At 36.6% G+C, this 25728-nt stretch carries 18 protein-coding genes; 14 read left to right on the top strand and 4 right to left on the bottom strand.

Features of this window, described 5'->3' with window-relative positions; all coding sequences use genetic code 11:
* Positions 1 to 45: 45 nt before the first annotated feature.
* Positions 46 to 2178: a methylmalonyl-CoA mutase gene (scpA, locus tag BLT80_RS10755; RefSeq protein ID WP_092467786.1), complete on the top strand. Its 2133-nt coding sequence runs from the start codon at positions 46 to 48 to the stop codon at positions 2176 to 2178.
* Positions 2179 to 2477: 299 nt separating this feature from the next.
* Here the strand turns inward: scpA and BLT80_RS10750 are convergent, their stop codons facing one another.
* Together BLT80_RS10750 and meaB are read right to left on the bottom strand one after the other, a co-directional pair.
* The gene (locus BLT80_RS10750) at positions 2478 to 3230 is read right to left on the bottom strand and encodes an acyl-[acyl-carrier-protein] thioesterase (RefSeq protein ID WP_092467989.1); all 753 of its coding nucleotides are present in this window, start codon (positions 3228 to 3230) and stop codon (positions 2478 to 2480) included.
* Between the two features lie 36 nt (positions 3231 to 3266).
* Positions 3267 to 4271 (bottom strand): methylmalonyl Co-A mutase-associated GTPase MeaB, encoded by a 1005-nt coding sequence (meaB, locus tag BLT80_RS10745; protein ID WP_092467784.1) that lies wholly within the window; start codon positions 4269 to 4271, stop codon positions 3267 to 3269.
* Positions 4272 to 4615: 344 nt separating this feature from the next.
* Here meaB and BLT80_RS10740 point away from each other — a divergent pair, with 344 nt between their 5' ends.
* Together BLT80_RS10740 and BLT80_RS10735 are read left to right on the top strand one after the other, a co-directional pair.
* Entirely contained in the window at positions 4616 to 6493 is a 1878-nt protein-coding gene (locus BLT80_RS10740; RefSeq protein ID WP_092467782.1) for a cation:proton antiporter domain-containing protein, read from the top strand.
* A gap of 89 nt (positions 6494 to 6582) precedes the next feature.
* A complete protein-coding gene (locus tag BLT80_RS10735) occupies positions 6583 to 7587 on the top strand; it encodes an LLM class flavin-dependent oxidoreductase (RefSeq protein ID WP_092467780.1) in 1005 nt (334 codons plus the stop codon).
* Positions 7588 to 7650: 63 nt separating this feature from the next.
* Here the strand turns inward: BLT80_RS10735 and BLT80_RS10730 are convergent, their stop codons facing one another.
* Together BLT80_RS10730 and BLT80_RS10725 are read right to left on the bottom strand one after the other, a co-directional pair.
* On the bottom strand, positions 7651 to 8520 hold the full coding sequence (locus tag BLT80_RS10730; RefSeq protein ID WP_092467778.1) for an outer membrane beta-barrel protein: 870 nt from the start codon (positions 8518 to 8520) through the stop codon (positions 7651 to 7653).
* A 330-nt stretch (positions 8521 to 8850) separates the two neighbouring features.
* Positions 8851 to 9195 carry a winged helix-turn-helix transcriptional regulator gene (locus BLT80_RS10725; protein ID WP_092467987.1) on the bottom strand — a complete coding sequence of 115 codons (345 nt, stop codon included), beginning with the start codon at positions 9193 to 9195 and terminating at the stop codon, positions 8851 to 8853.
* Positions 9196 to 9449: 254 nt separating this feature from the next.
* Here BLT80_RS10725 and BLT80_RS10720 point away from each other — a divergent pair, with 254 nt between their 5' ends.
* The 11 genes from BLT80_RS10720 to BLT80_RS10670 all read left to right on the top strand — a co-directional run bounded on the left by BLT80_RS10720 (position 9450) and on the right by BLT80_RS10670 (position 25526).
* A complete protein-coding gene (locus tag BLT80_RS10720) occupies positions 9450 to 10124 on the top strand; it encodes an NAD(P)H-dependent oxidoreductase (protein WP_092467776.1) in 675 nt (224 codons plus the stop codon).
* A gap of 26 nt (positions 10125 to 10150) precedes the next feature.
* Positions 10151 to 11158: a zinc-binding alcohol dehydrogenase family protein gene (locus BLT80_RS10715; RefSeq protein ID WP_092467774.1), complete on the top strand. Its 1008-nt coding sequence runs from the start codon at positions 10151 to 10153 to the stop codon at positions 11156 to 11158.
* 168 nt (positions 11159 to 11326) lie between these two features.
* The gene (locus BLT80_RS10710; protein ID WP_092467772.1) at positions 11327 to 11704 is read left to right on the top strand and encodes a nuclear transport factor 2 family protein; all 378 of its coding nucleotides are present in this window, start codon (positions 11327 to 11329) and stop codon (positions 11702 to 11704) included.
* A gap of 149 nt (positions 11705 to 11853) precedes the next feature.
* Complete coding sequence (locus BLT80_RS10705; protein ID WP_092467770.1) at positions 11854 to 13161, top strand: sensor histidine kinase; 1308 nt, start codon at positions 11854 to 11856, stop codon at positions 13159 to 13161.
* Positions 13162 to 13572: 411 nt separating this feature from the next.
* Positions 13573 to 15105 (top strand): DUF6377 domain-containing protein, encoded by a 1533-nt coding sequence (locus tag BLT80_RS10700; RefSeq protein ID WP_092467768.1) that lies wholly within the window; start codon positions 13573 to 13575, stop codon positions 15103 to 15105.
* Positions 15106 to 15424: 319 nt separating this feature from the next.
* Positions 15425 to 18307, top strand: coding sequence for a SusC/RagA family TonB-linked outer membrane protein (locus BLT80_RS10695; protein ID WP_245710221.1), 2883 nt, complete (start codon positions 15425 to 15427; stop codon positions 18305 to 18307).
* Positions 18308 to 18339: 32 nt separating this feature from the next.
* On the top strand, positions 18340 to 19815 hold the full coding sequence (locus BLT80_RS10690; RefSeq protein WP_092467764.1) for a RagB/SusD family nutrient uptake outer membrane protein: 1476 nt from the start codon (positions 18340 to 18342) through the stop codon (positions 19813 to 19815).
* An 18-nt stretch (positions 19816 to 19833) separates the two neighbouring features.
* The gene (locus tag BLT80_RS10685; protein ID WP_175455590.1) at positions 19834 to 21555 is read left to right on the top strand and encodes a SusE domain-containing protein; all 1722 of its coding nucleotides are present in this window, start codon (positions 19834 to 19836) and stop codon (positions 21553 to 21555) included.
* A gap of 14 nt (positions 21556 to 21569) precedes the next feature.
* Entirely contained in the window at positions 21570 to 23009 is a 1440-nt protein-coding gene (locus BLT80_RS10680; RefSeq protein ID WP_092467760.1) for a glycoside hydrolase family 30 protein, read from the top strand.
* A gap of 15 nt (positions 23010 to 23024) precedes the next feature.
* The gene (locus tag BLT80_RS10675) at positions 23025 to 24512 is read left to right on the top strand and encodes a glycoside hydrolase family 30 protein (protein WP_092467758.1); all 1488 of its coding nucleotides are present in this window, start codon (positions 23025 to 23027) and stop codon (positions 24510 to 24512) included.
* Positions 24513 to 24530: 18 nt separating this feature from the next.
* Entirely contained in the window at positions 24531 to 25526 is a 996-nt protein-coding gene (locus tag BLT80_RS10670; protein ID WP_092467756.1) for a T9SS type A sorting domain-containing protein, read from the top strand.
* Positions 25527 to 25728: the final 202 nt, after the last annotated feature.

The following is a 25728-nucleotide window of genomic DNA, read 5'->3' as shown; positions in this document are numbered from 1 at the left end:
CTTTGGCGATTCCATCTGACCATTGAAACCATTAAATAAAAACACATGAGACCCGATTTTTCAGATATAACATTAAATTCAACTGTTAAGCAAACAGTTGAAGCTTCAGAAAGCAAAGACATTTGGAATACACCTGAAGGTATTCCTGTAAAAAAACAGTTTACAAAAAAGGATATTGCCGCAGCAGAGCATTTAAGTTTTTGTGCTGGTGTACCTCCTTTTTTAAGAGGCCCTTACAGTGCGATGTATGCCATGCGTCCATGGACCATTCGTCAATACGCAGGTTTTTCAACCGCAGAAGAATCTAATGCATTTTACAGAAGAAACTTAGCTGCTGGTCAAAAAGGATTGTCTGTGGCTTTTGATTTAGCAACACACAGAGGTTACGATTCCGATCACCCTCGTGTTACTGGTGATGTTGGAAAAGCTGGTGTTGCCATAGATTCTATTTTAGATATGGAAATTTTGTTCGATCAAATTCCATTAGATAAAATGTCGGTATCTATGACAATGAATGGTGCTGTATTGCCCATTATGGCCTTTTATATTGCGGCTGCAAAAAAACAAGGAGTGCCATTAGATCAACTTTCAGGAACGATTCAAAATGACATCTTAAAAGAGTTTATGGTGCGTAATACGTACATCTATCCGCCGTTACCTTCTATGAAGATTATTGGAGATATTTTCGATTACACCACTAAAAACATGCCTAAGTTTAATTCTATTTCTATCAGTGGTTACCACATGCAAGAAGCTGGAGCTACAGCAGATATTGAATTGGCGTACACCTTAGCCGATGGCATGGAATACATTAGAACCGGTTTAAAATCAGGTTTAAAAATTGATGAATTCGCACCGCGATTATCATTCTTTTGGGCTGTTGGTATGAATCACTTTATGGAAATTGCAAAAATGCGTGCAGCACGTATGCTATGGGCAAAAATTATAAAATCATTTAATCCAACAAATCCAAAATCAATGGCTTTGCGTACGCATAGTCAGACCTCTGGTTGGAGTTTAAGTGAGCAAGATCCTTTTAATAATGTGGCTCGTACCTGTATTGAAGCGATGGCCGCAACTTTAGGAGGTACACAATCGTTACACACCAATGCTTTAGATGAAGCGATTGCGTTACCTACCGATTTCTCAGCAAGGATTGCACGTAACACCCAAATTTTTATTCAAGATGAAACGCAGATGACCAAATCTGTGGATCCTTGGGCTGGTTCTTATTATGTAGAATATTTAACTCAAGAAATCGCTAAAAAAGCGTGGACACTCATCGAAGAAGTAGAAGAACTTGGCGGTATGGCCAAAGCTATTGAAACCGGAGTTCCTAAACTGAGAATTGAAGAAGCGTCTGCACGTAAACAAGCACGATTAGATTCTGCTCAAGATATTTTAGTGGGTGTTAATAAATTTAAAACCACAGAAAAATCAAATATTGAAATTTTAGATATAGACAACACTGCGGTTAGAGAATCTCAAATTGCACGATTGAATAAGATGAAAGCGGATCGTAATTCAGATCTTGTTGCTGCTAATTTAAAAGCCTTAGAGAATTGTGCCGGAGGTGAAAAAGGCAACTTATTAGAACTCGCCGTTGAAGCGGCAGAAAACTTTGCCACTTTAGGTGAGATTTCAGATGCTTTAGAAGTACACTTCGGAAGACATAAAGCGGCTACTAAACTAATAAGTGGTGTTTATGGAAAAGAAGTTAATAACGATTCCATTTACGCAAGCGCTCAAAAGTTAGCAGATAAATTCGCGGAAATTGAAGGTCGAAGACCAAGAGTAATGATCGCAAAAATGGGGCAAGATGGTCACGATAGAGGGGCAAAAGTTGTAGCGTCTAGTTTTGCTGATTTAGGGTTTGATGTCGATATGGGATCTTTATTCCAAACACCCGAAGAAGTCGCAAAACAAGCGATTGAAAATGATGTGCATTTTGTGGGAGCATCGAGTTTAGCTGCTGGTCACAAAACGCTGATTCCGCAGTTAATTGGCGAATTAGAAAAATTAGGTCGACCAGATATAATGGTGTTTGCCGGAGGTGTAATTCCTGCTCAAGATTATGACTTTTTATTAGAACGGAAAGTGGTTGCTATTTTTGGTCCTGGTACGGTGATCTCAGAAGCAGCGATTACAATTATGGAAAAATATTTAGAACAGGAATAGAAAACTTGGTTAGTATATTGAAGAAAAGGCCCAAGCATAAATGTGTTTGGGCTTTTTTTTAACAATTCGTTAAAACAGTCCGTGAATATCCACGTCATTCCCCGGAAAAACGAAAACAACAAATAACATCTTACTGATTTACCAATTTCATACAATTCTACGAATATCCGCGTCATCTGCGTCATCCGCGGGAAAACCAAAACAATAAATAATACACTTACTAATTTACCATTTTCATACAAATGATTTAATTCCGCGAATATCCTCACCACATTCGGGAAAACAAAAACAGCAAATTATCAATACGCTTTCCAAATGGTAGTAGCAGTTGCGCAAACTTTATCACTGCCTTTAACCTTTATAGTATGCTGAAATGCATTTTTAGTTTCTAGTTCCTTTGTTAAAGATGTTACAGTATCTCCAAACTGTGCTTCCGCAATAAAACGGCCATCAATACGATGAAGAAAATGGGTATTTACAATCGCTTCAGGAATAGATTCAATAACCCATTGTAAATACCGAATATTATTAACGTGCTTATTCATATCCGTATCAAACCGATTAACTTGAAAGTGCCCTTTATAATCGGTATCTTCTACAGCATTTATTTTTGACTTAATATTGATATCTATTGAACTTTCATTAAACGAAGACCACTTTTCTTTAATCTCATGAAAAATAGGGGTAGGCCTTCTTTTTTCAATATCAAAGAATACCCATAAACCTTTGGCACGACCAATTATATTTCGATCTTCATCAAAAATGAGGTTCTCTCTATACCCTTTAATTGTGGAGTAGCTCGATAGCCATGTTCTAATCGTAATTTTTTCTTTATAATTTGGGTATCGATCCATTTGCAAGACACCAGAAAACAAGACCCAACCTATATTCTTTTTAAACAAATCAAACAAACTATGGTCTATAGAATAACAATGATCTGCGGCAGTTTCTTCTAACAAAGCTAACATTATGGCTGGCGTGGCTAGCCCTAATTCATTCATTTCAAAATAGCGTAATTCAAACTGCTTATCGAAATAATTATTAAATGGCATCATCTGTATGTTTTGAAAGTTAAATTACGATGTGTTTTAAAATGAATTTTTAAATTTTTCAATAATCTGAAGTGCTGCTTTTACTGGTGAGATTTCAGAAGACACAATGTCTTTCTCTAATTGAGCGAGTTCACTGGTAATACGTTTAGAACCATAAAACATCTGTTTTAATTCTTCATTAATATTATTATACATCCATTTTATTTGTTGATGGTTTCTATTCTTAACGAAATAACCATTAGCCTCAACCAAGGTTTTGTATTTTGAAACTTCATCCCAAACATTAGAAATTCCAATATTATTAGTGGAGGATGCGGTACTGACTACCGGACTCCAGCCAGATTCTGATAAAGGGAATATATGCAACGCATTCTGATATTGTCTTTTGGCTATTTTACTATTGGTAATATTGTCGCCATCTGCTTTATTAATTACGAGCATATCTGCCATTTCCATAATCCCTTTTTTAATCCCTTGTAACTCATCACCAGCACCAGACAGCATTAAGAGTAAAAAGAAATCCGTCATGCCATGCACTGCAGTTTCAGATTGTCCAACACCAACGGTTTCAATTAAAATTACGTCATAACCAGCGGCTTCACAAAGTAACATGGTTTCTCCTGTTTTGTTGGCAACACCTCCTAAAGTATCACCAGAAGAGGAAGGTCTAATATAAGCTTCTTCTAAATTGGCCAATTCTTCCATCCTAGTTTTATCACCAAGAATACTACCTTTAGTACGCTGACTACTTGGGTCTATCGACAAAATAGCAACTTTATGACCTTGTTTTACAAGATACAAACCAAAGGCTTCAATAAACGTACTTTTTCCAACACCAGGAACTCCGGTGATACCAATCCGAATTGATTTTCCGGAACTTGGTAATATCGACTGAACAATTTCTTTTGCTAAGATTTTATCACTATCTAAATTACTTTCAATAATGGTAATTGCTCTAGATAATAAAACGCGATCACCATCTAAAACACCATCAATATAAGCCTGTGCAACTAATCTGTTTTTGGGTTTGTAATTTTTCATGGTAATGATATAAAAATGAGTCTATTTCTCAGCAGTTATCGGCTACTACAAAGATACTGATAATGCAAAACACAGCATAGCATAACCTAAGTTTTTCTACGGTTTTTTCTAATTTAAAACACCTCGAAATATGACTTCTAATATTCAAAAATATTAATGTATAATACCGTACGAATGGGTGATGTTTCTGATTTAAAATTGAACTCAATGGCGCTGCTTATACCATAGACTCAAAAGGCATCAATGCAAGACATAGTCAATCATTAATTCTACTAAAACTCAAGTAATTCTATCAATTATTTTACATTTACACGAGGAAAATCAACAAAGAAAATCGATAATATATGACCGGAAGCTTACTTTTTGTTGCCATTGTGTTATTAGCAGGAGCCATTATTTGTGTTTCCATAGCCAAACGATTGGGCTTAAGTTCTGTGTTAGGCTATTTATTGGCTGGTGTACTAATTGGTCCTTATGTATTAGGTTTTATCGGGGAAGAAGGCCAAGACATCATGCATTTTGCAGAGTTTGGAGTGGTGATAATGCTGTTTTTAATAGGACTAGAAATTGAGCCTAGGAATTTTTGGAACATGCGCAAAACCATTTTAGGAATGGGAGGCATACAAGTTGCTGCAACCATGTTCTTATCCTATCTGCTCTTTACAGCATTTGGTTATGAATCTACAGTGGCATTCGTCATTTCTATGGCTGTAGCCTTATCATCGACGGCAATTGTACTACAAACCATAAAAGAAAAAGGCTTAATGGCTACGACGTCTGGGACCTCAGCCTTTTCTATATTATTATTTCAGGATATTATAGTCATATTTATGATAGGTGCTATTCCGTTGCTATCTGCATCAGACACGGTATCTACCAATGATCCTCATGGCGAGCAAGTCAATTTGTTAGATGGTTTACCAATGGGATTACATACCCTTACTATTATTCTATCAGTGGTTTTAATAATCGTAGCAGGTCGCTATTTAATTGTTCCTATGCTACGTAAAGTCGTGAAATCGGGAGTTAGAGAACTCTTAATTGCCGCCGCATTTTTAATTGTTTTAGGCATTTCATTTCTAATGGAATATGTAGGATTAAGTCCTGCTTTAGGAGCGTTTTTAGGTGGAGTAGTACTATCAAATAGTGAATTTAAGCACGAGTTGGAAAGTACCTTAGAACCTTTCAAAAATTTAATGTTAGGCTTATTTTTTATTGCAGTAGGTGCTTCCATTAATTTTATAGTAATTTCTAATAGCCCGTTAACCATTGGTGGTATTTTAGTTGCTGTAATACTTATAAAAGCCATTGTTCTATTTATAACAGGACTCATTTTTAAACTTAAGATTGACCAAAACTTATTGCTAACGTTCAATTTATCACAGATTGGGGAATTTGCATTTGTACTATTATCGTTTGCGTTTCAGTCTCGTATTTTAGAACAAGAGCAATTGGATATTATGCTTGTTGTAACAGCCTTAACCATGGCTATTACACCTATTATTGGCATGATTAACGAACGTTTAATTTTACCCAAAATTGGCACTAAAGAATGCATTGACAGACCAATGGATACACATCATAAAAAATCTCAAAAAATCATATTAGTCGGTTTTGGAAGTTTTGGAAGTACAATTGGGCGATTTTTAAGATCGCACGATGTCGAGGCAACTATTCTAGATCACGATTCAAATCGTGTGGATTTTCTAAGAAAAATAGGATTCGAAGTGTATTATGGAGATGCAACGCGTATCGATTTATTAGAATCTGCGGGTATTGCTGATGCTAAAATTTTAATTTGTGCTATTGATAATCCTGATGCGACCAAACAGATTACGAGACTCGTTAAAGAAAAATATCCACATGTAGAATTAATGATCCGAGCCAGAAACAGATATGACGCTTATGATTTAGTCAACTTAGGCATGGAAAACATTTATCGCGAAACTTTGGAAACATCATTAACAATGGCTAGTGATGTACTGGCTAAAGTTGGTTTTCAAAAGGAAACTTTAAAAACTCAAGTCCAAAACTTTATTAAATACGATGAAGAAAGCTTAAGACGTTTAGCTGGTGAACCTAACCGAGATGACAACTATATTTTTAAAGCACGACAAGAGTTAGAACAACAGGAAAAGCTTCTAAATGAGGATTTTAAAAGAGGAGTTATTAATGAGAACCTATCAAAGACTGAACCTTCTGAAAATAACATAAAAAAATAGCTATAAATCTTTGTAAATATCAAGAGATAAAAACGACTACATGTTATAAATTTGCGATATATACCCCGATTTTATAACTGAATATATTTATGAATCCTAAACATACAGCATATTCCATATTAGACCTGGCTTTAGTTTCTGAAGGTCAGACCCTAAAACAAACCTTTAACGATGCCTTAAAATTAGCACAGCACGCTGAAACCTATGGTTATAAACGGTTTTGGTTAGCAGAACATCATAATGCAGAAAATATTGGAAGTAGCGCCACTTCTGTTTTAGTTGGCTATGTGGCTCAAGGCACAAAAACCATTAATGTAGGTTCTGGCGGCATAATGTTACCCAACCATTCTCCTTTAATTATTGCCGAACAATTTGGTACGCTAGGAACCTTATACCCAAACCGAATTGATTTAGGGCTAGGACGCGCACCAGGAACCGATAAAGAAACAGCCGAAGCCATTCGTTCTGATTTTATGCAAGCAGCACAGGCCTTTCCAAAGGAAGTAGAAAAAATACAATCTTATTTTTCTATAGAAAATGAAGATGCTAATGTTCGTGCTACGGTAGCAGAAGGAGTACATGTCCCTATTTATATTTTAGGGTCTAGTACAGATAGTGCACATTTGGCGGCTAAAAAAGGATTGCCTTATGCGTTTGCCAGTCATTTTGCAACCACGCATTTATGGGATGCTATCGCTATTTATCGTAAAGAATTTCAACCATCAAAAGGATTAGAACAGCCCTATGTTATGGCCGGTGTTAATATCATTATAGCGGATACAGATGAAGAAGCCGAACGCTTATCAACCTCATTAATACGAATGATTGTTGGCATATTTACAGGAAGACGTGCTAAAGTTCAGCCTCCAACAGACATGACGGAAGAGCTTAGAGATATCATGCGAAATCCACAAGTACACCAAATGCTTAAGTATTCTTTTATTGGAAGTAAAGCTAAGGTGAAGGCTCAGGTGAAAGAATTTTTAGATCAAACTAATGCAGATGAACTTATTGCAGTAACGCATCTATACGATATTAACGACAGAATTAAATCGTATAAAATGTTTGCGGAAATTATGGATGAGTTACTTTAAAAAAAGCATAAAAAAACTCCTATTTTTTATAATAGGAGTTTAGCATGACCATAGTCTATAGAATTATTTTTTAGAGTCTGAACTAGCTCCTTTAAATTTATAAATCACTCCAAAATTAATTCCGAAGGAAGAATACGGCACTTTAACGGCTAATTCTTTTGACGAATCGGTATTATCACTAGGTAATTCATCCACATAAGTGGTTGTTTTATTGGTCCCTGCAGGTAAGTTATCTAAAGAATAGAGACCACGTACAGCAACCGTACCATCTGGTAAAACAACGTTAGTGTTAAATTCAGTGATTTCAGAATCTTTTCGTTTTAAACTAATCCCGTAATACTCAGCTTCGGCAAACACACTAAAGTGCGTATTCAGAGGATATTCATAACCCAAAGCAGCAACAAAACCTAAAGGAAATTGTCCGTGATAATCTTCTACATAGTTAGTTTCAGAATACGATCCTAATGGCACACCGATAGCATCGGCTTCAGCCTGCGAAAATGTCGCTTTCTGATACACAACAGCTTCGGTCTTACCTCCTAATTTAACAAGCGCACCAAGACGCGCATAAACATTTGAATCAAATTTATAAACGATAGAGGCAGCGGCACCAAAAGCACGTGCTCTGGCAATTGCATCAACCTCAAAACCTGTAAAATTCACTTTAGATACCGTTTGGTCAGATCCATGAAGATACCCCAAGCTCAAATCAACACCAATACGGTTATTAAAAAAATAGGTCCCTCGTAATTGAGCATTTAAACCCTCTCCATAACTTCCATAAGAGTTTTCAATACCGCTAGAAGTTTGTGTCTCACCAAGTTTCATTCCAGCACTACCTATGGCATAACCACCACTGGCCGAAACTTGAAATTGTGCATAAGTTGTTGTGCTTAGCAATACTGCTATAGCGACTGTGATTGTACGTTTCATAATTGAAGATTTTTTAGTATAAATTGAAGATTTGGACTTCAAATGACAATGATTACAAAGGTACTTGTTTAAAAATTTTTAGGCTGTTAAGTTTTACTTAATTCCTGAAGAAAAATGGATAACTGTATTGTATTTCTAGACGGAATGAATACAACTGTTTATATATAATATGAGTTAGGAGATAGCGCTAATCATAGGTAAGCTCAAATTAACCTCATGTATCGCATCCGTTAACGTCAAAATAGTAAATTTCTGGGTATACAAATGTCATCAGTAACACCCCATAATTGGGGATGCTCAATGCTATAGTCAAAAAACAAAAATGAATTCTTATGCTACAACGGCACCTTTATCTTCTACAACAGATACACCCCAATCTGCAATAGACTGAATAACCGGAATGAGTGTTTTTCCCAAATTGGTTAACGAATATTCTACTTTTAAAGGCGGCTTAGAAGTATATACCTTTCGTTTTACAATGCCATCTTCCTCTAAAGTCTTTAATTGTAAACTTAAGGTGCGCTCTGTAACAGAAGGCATTTCTTTTCGTAATTCATTGTAGCGAAGTGTGCCACCTATTAAATGATATAAAATAACCGTCTTCCATTTACCACCAATAATGCCCATAGTTAAACTTGCGCAACAGGGGTAGTCTTTTCCTTTATATTGATACATCATACAATTAAAAAATTATAGTATTCATACTTTATGTGAGTGCAAAGATATACTACTATATTAAATTACACAACTATACTTTTTATAGTAATTTATTCAGCATCTATAATGCTGATTTGCAATTATTTAGAAAATTAATTTTATACTATCCTTTTTGACCGTTATTGTGAGAAACTAAAACTATATATACTTTTGTCACTATACTTTTGATAGTATAAGTTGTAAATCAATTAATCAGATAATAATATATAATGATGAATACACCAAACATTGCCAAAACAGACATCTTAAACGCCTTTAATTTTAGACATGCCACTAAGGAATTTGACCCTACTAAAACAATTTCAGATGAAGACATGAAATTTATCCTAGAAACAGCACATTTATCACCGAGTTCATTTGGTTTTGAACCTTGGCATTTTATTGTAGTTCAAGACAAAGAATTACGTGAGTTATTAAAACCTGTAGCTTGGGGAGCACCTTTAAAATTAGATACAGCAAGTCATTTTGTATTAGGTTTAAGTATGAAAGCACCTATGGTTAAACATGATGCCGACTATATTATGCACATGATGAAAGACGTCAAACAATTACCACAAGAGGTTATTGATATATATTCTACATTTTACAGAGAGTTTCAAGAGCGTGATTTCGATTTAGATACCGACAAAAAGTTATTCGATTGGTCGTCTAAACAAACTTACATCGCTTTAGGAAACATGATGACCGCTGCAGCATTAACAGGAATTGATTCGTGTCCGATTGAAGGTTTTCATCAAGAAAAAGCAGAAGCGCTATTAAAAGAGAAATTTGGAGTCGACACAGATAAATACGGTTTATCATTTATGACGGCTTTTGGCTATCGAAAAGCAGATCCAGAGTTCGGAAAATCAAGACGAAACTTTGAAGATATCGTAACATTCAAGTAAGCAATTCCACCTAAAACACACAAAACATGAAAGCCATAGGATATAAAGAGAATCTTCCAATAGAAGATATTAACTCACTACAAGACATAGAATTAAACACACCAAAATCAACTGGTAGAGATATTTTAGTAGACATAAAAGCAATTTCAGTAAACCCAGCAGATTACAAAGTCCGTGCAGGTATGCCGATAGAAGGTGACGATTGGAAAGTAATTGGTTGGGATGCAACCGGAATAGTAAAAGAAGTAGGAGAGGACGTTTCTTTATTTAAAGTTGGTGACGAAGTGTGGTATGCTGGCGATTTTACACGTCAAGGCAGTTATGCAGAATACCAAATAGTAGATGAACGTATTGTGGGTAAAAAGCCTACAAGTTTAACTTTTCCTGAAGCTGCTGCTTTGCCATTAACAACACTTACAGCGTACGAAATGTTATTTGATAGATTACAAGTTGCAAAAGAGGATGCTAGCAAGTCGATTTTAGTCATTGGTGCTGCTGGAGGTGTGGGTTCTATTTTAGTGCAATTGGCTAAAAAGCTAACAAAACTAAATATTATTGGTACGGCTTCTCGAGAAGAAACTACAGCCTGGTTAAAAGACTTAGGTGCAGATTCAGTTATTAACCATAGACTTAAATTAAGTGAAGAATTAGAGAAACACAACCTTCCTGCTCCAGATTATGTAGTGAGTTTAAACGGAACGGAGCAACACGCAGATGAGATCGTTAAACTAATTAAACCTCAAGGTAAATTCGGATTTATTGACGATCCAAAAACGTTTAATATTATGCCGTTTAAATTAAAATCGGTTTCAACACATTGGGAATTTATGTTCACGCGATCTATGTTTCAAACCGAAGATATGATAGAGCAGCACAATATTTTAAACAAAGTGGCTGAATTAATTGATAACGGAACCATCAAAACCACCTTAGGTGAAAATTTCGGAATTATCAATGCAGAAAACCTTCGTAAAGCACATGCATTCCTAGAAACAGGAAAAGCAAAAGGTAAAATTGTTTTAGAAGGATTTTAATCTTTTTAGAAAGTATCCTATAAAAAATAAGTGTCACTTCGAGTGCATTTCGAGGTACGAGAAATTAGTATCGAGAAGCTTATTAATTCTTATGGTTCTCGATACATCCCGACAAAAAAGTCGGGACACTCGAACTAACGAAAGCAACTCATAAAAAAATCAAACCTTATGAATTTAGAACAAAACAAGCAAAATGCCATTGCCTTTTATAAAATGGCTTACGAAGGGAATCCTAAAAAAGCCATAGCACTTTATGTCGGTGATACCTATATTCAACATAACCCAGCAGTTGCTAATGGGACACAAGGATTCATTGATTATTTTGAACGTATGCTATCAGAATTCCCTAATAAGTCCATAAACTTTGTACGCAGTGTTGCTGAAGGCGATTTAGTATCCTTACACACGCATCAAATTTGGCCCGATGATGACCAATATATCACCATGGATTATTTCAGATTTGATAAGAACGGAAAAATAGTTAAGCATTGGGACGCTATTCAACAGATTCCTAAAACAGCAGCGAATGAAAATAGGATGTATTAAATTTTAAGATGTTTTATTTTTGGTGAAACCAATCAATGCAAACGATTATAATAAAATAAGCCGTTTTGCAAATCTTATTTTTGTAATAAGCATGGAAATAGTATATTCGAAAAAGGAATGATACACCACCTTAAATTACGCCTTGTCCCATGAAAAAAGAAAGCCAGCAGAATTCAGAACACGATTTTAAACAATTAGAAAAAGATAAAATCATAGAAAGACAGCTGCGGTTTCAAGACTTATTAATTAGTGTGTCTACAACCTATATCAATTCAGACTTATCTGATATCGATAAACTCATCCGAGAATCATTACAACAAATAGGGGAGTTTGTAGAGTGCGATCGCAGTTATATTTTTAATTACGATTTTGTAAACAATACCACTTCCAATACCTACGAATGGTGCGCTAAAGGCATAGAACCCGAAATACAAAACCTGCAAAACATTCCTGTAGATTATATTACACAATGGATAAACGCCCATAAAAACGGTGAAGCCTTTTACGTAGAAGATGTTAGTCAACTACCAGAAGATGGTGAAATGGGCCTTCGTGCCGTTTTAGAACCACAAGGCATTAAGAGTTTAATCACCATTCCAAAAATTAAAAACAACGAATTAATTGGCTTTATAGGTTTCGATGCCGTTAAAAAAATAAACAAGTACACCGAAAACGAGAAAGACATCCTCTTTGTTTTTGCTAATATGCTGGTTAACGTCATTCAGAGAAAAGAAAACGAAGAACGCATCAAAGCCCAGAAAAAGAAAAAAGAAGAGCTGCTGCAAAGTTTATCACTTCAAAATGAAGAACTCAACGAGTATGCCCATGTGGTGTCGCACGATTTAAAAGCACCACTCATTAATATTCACACCTTAGTGGGCTGGTTTATGGATGATCATAAAGACACCTTAAGCGAAACCGATCTTATACCACTGCATCAAGTGTTGTTTAACGTCGAGAAAATGGATTTTCTCATCAAAGGTATTTTAGATTATTCCACCATCGATAAATTAGAATCAGAAGACAAACAGGTCAATTTTAATACACTCGTCCATGAGGTTATACAAACCCTTCTCGTACCAAATCACATCAGTATAACCATACAAGACAACCTACCAAGCATTTTGGGGAATCCTTGGCGCTTTAAGCAGGTGTTTCAAAACCTTATTCAAAACGCTATTAATTATAGCGATAAAGACAACAGCCTTATTGAAGTCGGTTTTACAGAAAACAGCGACCATTACGAGTTTTTCGTCAAAGACAACGGAGTGGGCATTAAACCGGAGTATTTCGAGAGAATATTCAAAGTCTTTACCAAATTAGAAAGCACCAGTTCCTCATCTGGTATCGGACTCTCTATCGTAAAAAAAATTATTACTTACTACAAAGGTAATATCTGGTTAGAAAGCCAAGAGGGTAGTGGCACGACGTTTTATTTTACTTTGTTGAAGACGTAATCAAACGGAACACCAACCGTCAGTTCGCGTGTTCCAACCATTCCCACAACAACACGTCAAAACCCCTAACGTCAGTTCGAATGTCCCAACCTTTTCGTCGGGATGTATTGAGAACCTTCTAAAATATGACTATTGTATGACTTTTGGTCAAGGAGAAATAATAAAAGGTAAGACTGCTTTTTATTTTTAGAATTGATTTAATAAATTCATGAACAACCAAAATCCACCAAAATTTCTCGTTAGGTACTTTTTTTATTCTAATTTTAGAGGCACAATTAACCCTACTATAAAAATTAATCTTCCAAAATGCATACCTTAAAGTTCATTTTTGGCTTCATAGCAGTCTTGCTTTTGCAACATAGCCTGTGGTCTCAAAATTTAGATTCGCTGACTAAAGTACTCGAAACGAAGATGAGCAATCATAATGTCTATGAGCTTGAAAAAGAAGAACGCATCAAAAACTACCTTGCCCAAAGACATAATACTAAAGATCTTAAACAGCAATACGATATAACAAACACCATTTTTCAAGAGTATCAATTTTACAGCTTTAACGACGCCCTACAACATATTGAAAAAAACATAGAGTTAGCAGAAACACTAAATGATGATCTATTAGTCAATGAAGCCATCTTAAAAATGGGATTACTTTTAGTAAATACTGGTCGATTTAAAGAATCTATTGACGCTCTAAGCGAAATAGACAGAAACGCCCTCCCAGAATCCTTAATTAATGATTACTTTATTGCCTATGAAGAAGGCTACTCTGGGTTAGCATACAATACCGCTGTAAAACGAAGCCAATCTAATTATTCCCAATTATACACGTCTTACAAAGATTCATTATATGCCAGAATACAACCAAATACAGAAGAAGCCTTACGAATAAAAGAAAAAGAACATAGAGACAGCCGTAACTTAGATAGCGCTTTTACTGTGAATTCACAGCGCTTAAAAATGGTAGAGATGGGATCGAGAGGCTTTTCACTTGTTACTTTTGAACGCTCTTTGTTGTACCAATTAAATAACCAAATCACAAAGCAAAAAGAATATCTCATGCTTTCTGCTATTTCAGATATTCAGGCTGCTGTAAAGGATAATGCCTCTATGGGAACCTTAGCCAAACTCTTATTTATAGAGGGTGATATCGATAGAGCCCATCAATACATCAATTTTTCATACGATGATGCCGAGTTTTACAATTCGCAATTACGCTTTGTAGATATCGCTAATAACATGCCTTTAATAACGAAGGCCTATGAGCAAAAAAGTACCAAACAGAAAAACAAACTTCAGAAGTCATTAATCTTTATAAGCATCTTAGCGACTTTTTTATTAGTGGCTGTCTACCTTATTTTTAAACAGGTAAAAAAAGTATCTATTGCAAGAAATAATTTAAAAACAGCAAACGAACAACTGAAAGTATTCAATGAAAAACTAAACACCTCTAACGAAGATTTAAAGCGTTTATATTCTGAACTGTCCGAAGTCGACAAAGTAAAAGAACATTACATTGGCAGTTTTTTAAATCTGTATTCCGAATATATAGACAAACTAGATGTATACAGAAAGCTGGTTCGCAAATATGTAAACGCCAATCAAATGACGGCGCTTTTAAAACTGTCAAAGTCAAAACAGTTTATAGACGAAGAACTCGAGATTTTTAACCGCAACTTTGATAGTTCATTTTTACATATCTATCCTAATTTCTTAAACGACATTAATCAACTGCTTAAACCAGAACATCAAATAGACCTCAAAAACCAAAGTGAACTCAATACAGAGTTAAGAATTCTGGCCTTAATAAAATTAGGTATTAACAACAGTTCTAGAATTGCAAAAATCTTACGATACTCTGTAAATACCATTTATAATTATCGAGCAGCGATTAATAAATCAGCAATTGATAAAGAAAATTTTGAAGAGATGATAAAATCAGTCTAATAAATAGCGCTTTTTAATAAAAACCTAACCCCTTTATTGTTGATTTAGCAGTACAAGCTAGAATATCCGCCTTAAAAATCCACTTATTCCGCATTCAAAAACATTCACAAACACCTATTAAACAGATGTTTGTAAATAATTACGCGTTTCAAAAATCCACTATTTAGAATTTAGCTATTGGTCGTACAGACATATCGTAGTAATTTGCTATCGCTTATTAATTATGTATATCAACTAATATCTCTACATTCAAATGATCTATAAAAAAATAGTTTTCATCACAGCAATTTTAATGTCTTTATGGTGTGCTAATAAAAGTATGGCACAATCTAAAGTTATTGGAACCGTAACCGAAAACGGAATCATGCCTTTACCAGGTGTTTCTGTTATTATTAAAGGAACCACAATAGGAGTCAGTACAGACTTTGACGGTAAGTATGCCTTTTCGGAAGGTATTAACGACAACTCCATATTGGTGTTTAGTTATCTCGGATTTAAAACCCAAGAGATTCTAGTCAACGGTCAATCAGTAATCGATGTACAATTACAAGAAGATGCAAGTCTTTTAGACGAAGTCGTACTTGTCGGTTACGGATCACAACTAAAAAAAGATATCACAGGATCTGTATCCACTATAAATAGTGAGGCTTTTGAATCACGACCAAATACGCAAGTCGGTTCCTTATTACAAGGGCAAACGGCAGGTGTACAAGTCATATCAGGTTCCGGAAAACCGTCGGGCGGATTTAGTGTACGTATTAGAGGAACCAATTCAATTAATGCCAGTAGCGAACCATTATATGTGGTTGATGGTGTTCCAACAACAGATACCAGAGCTATTAATCCAAGCGATATCGATACCATAACAGTCCTTAAAGATGCCTCGTCTGCTGCAATTTATGGTGCACAAGGTGCTAATGGTGTTGTTTTAATCACCACTAAAAGAGGGACCACAGCAAAACCAAAAGTAAGCTTAGACGTCTATACTGGTGTCTCTCAAGTTTGGAATACCCTACCAGTTTTAAATGGTGATCAGTATAGAGATTTAATGACCGAAATGGGCCTAACTACCGATTGGGACAGCTATACAGAACGTACCGACTGGCAAGATGAAATTTTCCAAAATGGATTCTCACAAAACTACCAAGCCTCAGTGTCTGGTAAAACGGAAGGGACTAACTATTTTGTATCTGCAGGGCATTTGTCACAAGAAGGTGCTGTAAGAAGTTCAGAAATAGCCCGAAGTAATTTTAAAATCAATTTTGATCAAGACATCAATGATTGGTTAAAAATCGGAACTAGAATAGCTTATACCTCATACAAAGATGTAGATGTCAATGATAATAATAGCGTCAATCAAGGTGGTGTGCTTTTAGGTGCATTAACCACACCATCCATAATTGGAGTATACAATGATAATGGCATGTTTACAAGTAACCCGTTTCAAAACTGGGAAAACCCATTAGCAAGTACAGATGGCTTAGATAGAGAGTATAATAACGAACGCTTTTTAGGAAACATCTATTTAGAAGCCAAGTTTCTAGAAAATTTCAAATACAGATTCAATTATGGTATCGACAACAGCCATGGTGTTTTTGATTCTTTTCTAGACCCATTTAGAACGGGTTATGGTGTCGCAATAGGAGGGCAAGGCATCAACAATACAGATAAAAAGTCCTACTATATTGTAGAAAACACCTTAAGTTTTAATAAACGATTTAACAAGCACGCTGTTGAGGCTTTAGTTGGTTCTGTGGCGCAAAAATTCAGTTATGAAAACAGTTCTATACAAACAAGAAATTTTGCTAGTGCATCGGTAACAACACCAAATGGTGGATCGGAACTATTTGATGCCTCAGCATGGAAATCAGAAAGAGCCAATGCCTCTTTTTTAAGTAGAGTGAATTATAGTTTTGATGACAAATACTTACTAACTGCCAACTTTAGAGCAGATGGTTCTAGTGTATTCGGTCCAAATCAAAGATGGGGTTATTTTCCATCCTTCTCTGTGGGTTGGAGAGTGTCTAACGAAAATTTCATGAAAGAAGGTAGCTTTATAAATGATCTTAAAATTAGGGCAGGCTGGGGAATTGTAGGTAACGACAATATTAATGCTTACAGTTATTTAGGACGTGTAGGATCTGGTGCTAATTATCCTTTTGGTGGAGCTGCGCAACCTGGTACATACCCAGCATCGATTGAAAATCTTGAATTAAAATGGGAAGAGTCTGAACAAACTAATATTGGTTTCGACCTTACCATGTTCGATAACAGAGTGAATCTTACGGCGGATGCTTACATCAAAAAGACTAACGATTTACTGCTAAATGCTCCTTTACCAACCGCAACAGGTTTCGATAATGCCATTAGAAATATTGGTGAAATCCAAAATAAAGGAATTGAATTCGCTTTAAATACAGTGAACATCCAAACTGAAAGTTTATCATGGAAAACAGGATTTAATATCTCATTCAACCGCAACGAAGTAATTAGTTTGGTGGGTCAAGAACTCTTGCAAGGTGGTATAACAGGTGGTAGAGGTGAAGCCAGCTTAGTTAGAGAAGGGGAGCCTCTAGGGTCCTTATATGGCTATATTTTTGGAGGTGTAGATCCTACAACAGGAGATGCCTATTATATAGATAAAGACGGGAATTCAACCTTTACACCAAGTGCTGATGACCGTACGATTATCGGAGATGCTAATCCAGATTTCTTTTATGGAATTACTAGTAATTTAAATTATAAAGGCTTTGGACTATTTGTATTCCTTCAAGGGTCTCAGGGTAATGATATGTTAAACGTAACACGTATTGACACGGAAGGAATGATAGATCCTAAAAATCAATCTATAGCAGTATTAAATCGCTGGAGACAACCGGGAGATATAACAGATATACCTAGAGCAAGTTTCGGAAATAGTGATAACTCTAGAGTTTCAACACGCTTTATCGAAGACGCATCCTATTTAAGATTCAAAACGATAACCTTAAGCTATGATTTACCTCAAACTATAGTTGATAAGCTAGGAATAACAGCATTAAAGATTTATGGCACTGGCGAAAATATGTTTACCATAACAGACTATTCAGGCTTTGATCCTGAAGTAAATGCCTTCGGTGGAAGTAACACGGTTCAGGGTATTGATTTCGGAACCTATCCGCAAACAAGGAATGTGATTTTCGGAATCAACGCAACTTTTTAAGGGATCATAAAATAATTAAATAAACATAAACCATGAAAATATTTAAAACAGCAATAATAGGATTACTTCTATCTGCAACTATGGGTTGTGAGGATTATTTAGACCTGCAACCAATTTCAGAGGAAACGAGTAGTAATGCTTATGACACTGCAAGCCAAATAGAAGCGGCATTGGTGGGTGCTTACGAGTCCTTTCAATCGTCAGAGTATTATGTTTGGGATAATGTATTATTACAAGATGTACGTTCAGACAACTGTTATGCAGGTGGTGATAACCCAGAAATATTCCAATACGATTATATCGATATTGCACCAACACATTCTAGATTATTTACGCACTGGTCTAACCTCTACAACGCCATTTCAAAAGCCAACTTAGTTATAGAACGTGTCGATGGGATCAATGACCCCTTACTTACAGAAGAACGCAGAAACCAAATTAAAGGGGAAGCCATCTTTTTAAGATCATACCACTATTTTACTTTAGTTAAACTTTGGGGAGGTGTACCATTAATTACCAACACCATAACATCTACAGAAGCTGCAAGCGTAAATATCCCAAGAGCATCTATAGAAGCAGTTTATGCGCAAATCACAACAGATTTAGAGTTAGCCGCAACGTTATTACCAGACGTTTATGGTAATGATGCAAGTGTTAACAAAGCAAGAGCAACTGCTGGTGCCGCGCATGCATTGGCAGCAAAAGCCTATGCACAACAACCATCTCCAGATTATGACGCCGTATTAGCACATATCGAAGCTGTTGAAAGTAGTAGTGCCAATTATACCCTGATTCCTTACGACCAACTATTTAATGGTAATAATTACAACAATGCAGAGTCGATAATTGAGGTGCAGTACCTTGGAGGTAACGAAGGAAATTACGGACCACAACTACTGTTACCACCGTCTGTAAGTGGTGACTCGTGGAGGAAATTTGTAACACCATCTGTCGACTTGATTAATGCCTTTGATGCTGAAGGAGATACCGTAAGAAAAAATGCTAGTGTCCTATTCGAGTCGGTGCAATGGGTCGATGAGTTTTGGGAAAACACCCAAGGGGCAACAATTCCTTTTAGTTACAAATGGAAAAATGCAAGTGGTTTCGCTAGTGCCGACAATACGTACCTCATAAGATATGGTGATATCGTATTACTTAAGGCCGAAGCCTTAAATGAGACCAACCAACTACAGGCTGCTATAAATGAAGTCAACAAAATAAGAACTAGAGTACAATTGCCAGACCTCACCAATGCGCAAAGCAGTTCGCAACAAGTATTACGTCAATCCATATTAAAAGAACGTCGCTTAGAGTTATTTCAAGAAGGACAACGTTGGGACGATTTGGCTAGAAATAATGCTTTAGTCGCAACAATGAACGCACTCGTAGAAGTCGATTTAAGAACAGGGAACACCGTAGATTATAATATGACGGAGGCTAAAAAGTTACTGCCAATACCACAACAAGAATTGGATAGAAACCCAGCATTAGTTCAAAACCCACTATAACATTTAGAAACTATGAAAATGAAAAGACTATTGTTAAAAACAGGCATCCTCATATTCGCGCTTGCGTTTACAGCGTGCGAAAAGGAAGATAACTTACAACCAGAAGGACAGTGGGACCTAAGTGAAGCAATCATATTAGCTCCTACAGCAGACCAAACGATTATCTTAGATGAAGATACACCCAATGAAACCATAACCTTTAATTGGGACCCAGCAGAGTCCTCTGCAGGCTATGCCGTAACTTATGAAGTACTCATAAAACCTTCTAATGCAACTGATTTTTCAGCACCGATATTTGCTTCAGAATCTTATAATAACGGTACAGCAACAGCATTATCTGTAAGTTATGCAGATATGGATGAGGCATTGGCCTTTGCAGGCTTCCCTGCGAACCAAGAAGCAGAGATCACATTTGCAATTAAAGCAATAAGTTTAAGTAAAACGAGTATGGCAACCTCAGAATTAAAGGTGACGCGTTTTGAAACAGAAGCCTTGCCACAAACATTATACATCTCAGGTACTGCAACAGAAAACAGTAACGATTTATCTCAAGCCATAGCCTTAAAAAGACTAACAGATAGTAATGGTGCTTTATCTAATAATTATGAGGTCTATACCAGTTTAGTGGCTGGTGAAACCTATATGTTTTATAGTGAGCGCTCTCTGCCTGCGTTGCAGTTTGGTGGTAGCGACGGTAGCATAGAGCCTTTTGGAGACGCCATTGTTGCAGAGAACTCTGGCGTATACAGAATAGCTGTGAATTTAGATAACAACACATACCAGTTACTTCAAATTGACTTTTGGAGTATGGTAGGCACCCCAATCAATGGGGGTTGGGGCGGAGACGAACCTCTAGATTACAAAGGGAATGGAATTTGGCAAGCGTCTATCAATCTCATAGAAACAGGCGGATTTGTCTTTAGAGCGAATGGGGATTGGGGGTATTTATTAAAGCGCGTTGTAGGCACACCAAATTCTTTGGTTTTGGAAAGCGATGCGGGCAATCAAGGAGTAACTGTTGAAGACATTCCAAATAATCAAACCGGACTATATATCGTAACCTTAGATTTATCGGCTGAAAATTACAATTACGCTTTTGAAATGGATGATACCGTCGTAGCACCGATTGAAACTCCAGCTCAATTATTCCTGTTCGAGAATGGGACAATGATCCAAGAGTTAGCATTAAACGGCGATGTATTTAGTACCGATAGATTTATTCCTATGCAAGCCAGTAATAGTTATACGTTAAATAGCGCATCTGATGGGAGTGGAGTCGCTTATTCAGTTAACGGCCTATTGGGTGATAGCCTTATACCTGATGGTGATTTGGTATCAGATGCTCTAACCTTAGTTGAAAACAACAATACCTTTACATTGGTATCCGATAGAGCCATACGTTTTAGTATAAACTTTAGCACGCCAGAACTCAACTGGAGCTATTATAACTTTAAATTATTCCATTGGCAGAATTGGGATGATAGAGTAGAATTACCAATGACATACAGTCATCCAAACACCTTTACCATAACCGCAGATCTTATAGCGGGCTCAGAAAGTAAATTTATCAGTCCTTGGGATTTTGATATGGGAAGCGACAGTCCTACAGAGTCAACAGGTAACCTAATCAACGGAGGAGGATCAAACTTAGTAAACATCAATAGCGATGGATCTTATACCGTAACCATAATTCTAGAGGACGATTACCAATCTGGGACTTACGAATTTGCGCAACAATAAAACACATCGAACTCATGAATTTTAAAAATAGACATACATTGAAATTTTATTTAACACTTGCGGTAATAATAGCGCTTCAAGCCTGTGACAAAGAAGACACAAAAACATATGCACCACCTGTAGTGGGTGAAGTTAATGTTGACTTTTACCTCACCACACCAGATGAAGCTAATCTTTTAACTCCAACAACTAGCGGTATATTCCCATTAGCGACAAACACTAATTTTACAATTAATGTTTCAGAAAATACAAGCTATCAAGAAATGGATGGTTTTGGATATACATTAACCGGTGGTAGTGCCACGTTAATGAATAACATGTCATCATCTTCAAGAGCAGACCTATTACAAGAGCTTTTCGGATCAAGTGACACAAGTATTGGACTCAGTTATTTAAGAATCAGTATTGGGGCATCCGATTTAGATGCGACAACCTTTAGCTATAATGATTTACCAAACGGACAAACCGATGTCAATCTAGATAACTTCTCCATAAATCCTGATATGGCGAATCTGATTCCTGTATTACAAGAAATCCTAGAGATTAACCCTAACATCAAAATACTGGGTTCTCCTTGGTCAGCACCAACTTGGATGAAGTCGAATAACTCTACTATCGGAGGAGAGTTATTACCACAGTATTACGATACCTATGCCAATTATTTTGTAAAGTATATCGAAGCAATGGCAGCACAAGGCATCATTATCGATGCCATCACCATACAAAATGAGCCAGAAAATCCATATAACAACCCAAGTATGGTAATGAGTGCAGAGCAACAAAAAACATTTATCCGCGACCATTTAGGGCCTACTTTTCAAACAGAGAATATAGCAACAAAGATTATTCTTTTCGATCATAATTTAGATCATCCAGAATACCCTATTTCAATATTAAATGATGCCACAGCAAAAAATTATATAGATGGTTCTGCTTTTCACTTGTATGCAGGGCAAATTGATAATATGTCGCTAGTGCATAATGCACATCCAGACAAAAATGTGTATTTCACAGAACAATGGATTCAAGCACCAGGAAATTATGAAGCAGATCTAAAATGGCATGTTAGAGAACTATTGGTCGGAGCACCAAGAAATTGGAGCAAAAACGTATTGCAATGGAATTTAGCCGCAGATCCAAACAACAATCCACACACCGATGGTGGCTGTACAGAATGTTTAGGTGCTATAACAATTGATGGCAATTCAGTACAAAGAAACGTAGGCTACTACATTATGGGCCATGCCTCAAAATTTGTACCTGCAGGCGCTGTAAGAATTGAATCTAATACCGCCTCTGAGTTCCCTAATGTAGCCTATAAAACACCAGATGGTAAAATCGTTGTCATCGTTTTAAACAACTCCGATGTACAAAATGCTCTAAATATTAACGCCGCAGATAACCCTATAACCGTAACCATGCCAGCAGGTGCCGTAGCCACTTTTGTTTGGTAATTAAAAAATTAAGAAATGATTAAAAAGTGTTTATATACCCTAGTCCTCGTCGCAACGTTCACAGCGTGTAAACAGAAAGAAAAGAATACCGAAATTAAAATGGATGCTGTTGAGACTAAGACCAAAGCAAAAACAAAGGTCTTAGGTAAAACTGTTGAAGTATACACCACAGCAGAAGGAACAGACAAAAGACTCTCGTCGGAAGCCCCAAAAACCTTTACTGAGGCACAGCAACCTTTAGAAACGGAAGTCGCTATTTTTGTGAATCCTGAAAAACAATTTCAAGAGTTTTTAGGCATCGGTGGCGCTATTACAGATGCTTCTGCAGAGGTGTTTTCTCAACTGAGCAATGATAAGCAAGAGGAATTTTTAAAGGCGTATTTCTCAGAGGAAGGAATTAACTATAACATCATTAGAACCAGCATTCACAGTAGTGATTTTGGCTTAGGTAGTCATACCTATATCGAAGAAGGGGATAAGGAACTAAAAACCTTTACAATTGAAAAGGATAGAGAAAAGCGCATCCCTTTAATTAAACGTGCGCAAGCACTTATTAAAGACGATTTGGTATTCTACGCGAGCCCTTGGAGCCCACCAGCTTTCATGAAAACCAATAATCACATGCTACAAGGTGGTAAATTATTACCAGAATATTACCAAACTTGGGCGGACTATTTTGTAAAATTTATTGAGGCTTATGAAGCGGAAGGCATACCGGTTTGGGGTGTCACTATCCAAAACGAACCAATGGCCGTACAGCGCTGGGAATCGTGCATTTACACTGCCGAAGAAGAACGCGATTTTCTAAAGAATAACTTAGGCCCAACATTCGAAAAGAATGGAATGGCAGATAAGAACATTGTGGTTTGGGATCATAACAGAGATCTTATATCACATAGAGCCAATACCATTTTCGAAGACGAAGAGGCTATGAAATACGCATGGGGAATTGGATTCCATTGGTATGAAACCTGGGCAGGTGGAGAGCCTAAATACGATAACTTAAAAAATATTAAAGAATCGTTTCCAGACATGAATTTATTATTCACAGAAGGCTGTCAAGAAAAATTCGATCCTACGCAATACCAACGTTGGTCTAACGCAGAGCGTTACGGCAATTCTATGATTAATGATTTTAATAGTGGCACAGTGGGTTGGACCGACTGGAACATCCTATTAAATGAAAAAGGTGGACCTAACCATGTGCAAAACTTTTGCTTTGCTCCGATTCATGCAGACACGCAAAACAATGAACTAATTTATACACCAACCTATTATTATATCGGTCACTTTTCAAAATTCATCAAGCCAAAAGCAAAGCGTATAAGTACAACGACCAGCAGAAGTACTATAGAAAGTACAACCTTTCAAAATCCAGACGGACAAATTGTTACAGTCGTAATGAATACAACCGACGAGCCTATTGATTATAAAGTAATGGTTGGGGATTCTGAAATCAGAAACAACATCTTGCCCCATGCAATGCAAACACTAATTTATTAATTAAAACACGTTTTTATTATGAAGAAAAATGACATTAAGAAACTAATGATGCTACTTATGCTAGTAGCGTTTCAAGCAAATGCTCAAGTAGATGTCACGCTTAAAGTAGACATGTCCGCAGAGACCGTCGGTGCAGATGGCGTTCATGTGGTGGGTACTATTAATGGGTGGTCTACAGATGCCACAATGTTAACGCAAGAAGGAGCTACAGGTATTTATTCGGCAACCATACAATTAAACGAAGGTTGGCATCGGTATAAGTTCTTAAATGGAAATGCTTGGGGCACCGAAGAAGCGGCAAGTTACCCTTGTGCTCCTTCAAACGGAGATCGCTTTTTATATATCAATAATTCGGGTATGCCGCTTATTTTAGAAACAGTACCGTTTAATGGATGTAACCCTTCTGGTACAGGGTTCGAAGTCACCTTTAATGTCGATATGGCAAGCGAAGGCACCATTCCTACAGGCAATGTCCATATGGCGGGTTGGTTTACGGATTGGAATCCAGAAGTCTTAAACTTCCCAAATGCTAACGGAGATATCCATAGCGGCACCTTACGTTTTCCAACACCAGCAAACTATCCCATAGAATTTGAATATAAATACTTAAGTGCTGCAGGTTGGGGTAATGAGGAAACACCAGGACCAGAGGCTTCATGCCCTTCAGTAACAGGTGCCAACAGATTAATTACAGTTAATACATCTGGCGAAAACATATACGATGTATTCAATGCCTGCACCTATGCCTTAAGCACAGAAGACGTTATGGCGAATACCTTCACAACGACGTATAACAAAGCAACACGACAAGTGAAGATGTCTAGCATAGCATCACAAGCTGAGGTAGCAACGCTAAGCGTTTACGACCTTAATGGCAAATCGGTACAAACTAATAATAACTTAAATACATTGAATGAGATCACTGTTGATTTTCAAAACCAAACTAACGGTATCTATTTTATAAGAATAGAATCTGGAGCCAAACAATGGGTAAAGAAAATTATAGTATACTAAAGTCAAAACACAAGTAACGTAGCCTAAAGCGTTCTGTATAAGCAATTATACAGAACGCTTTTATATAAACAACTACCGATTACAATAGCAAATCAAAAAACCTCTACGTCAGTTCGAGTGTCCCGACCCTTTAGTCGGGATGTATCGAGAACCAATGTCAGTTCGAGTGTTTATTAATTCGAAGTGCAACGAAGAATTAAGA

The sequence above is a fragment of the Winogradskyella thalassocola genome (assembly GCF_900099995.1).
GTDB lineage: Bacteria > Bacteroidota > Bacteroidia > Flavobacteriales > Flavobacteriaceae > Winogradskyella > Winogradskyella thalassocola.
Note: the sequence above shows the minus strand (reverse complement) of the source record. Positions and strands in the feature narration are given on the sequence as shown.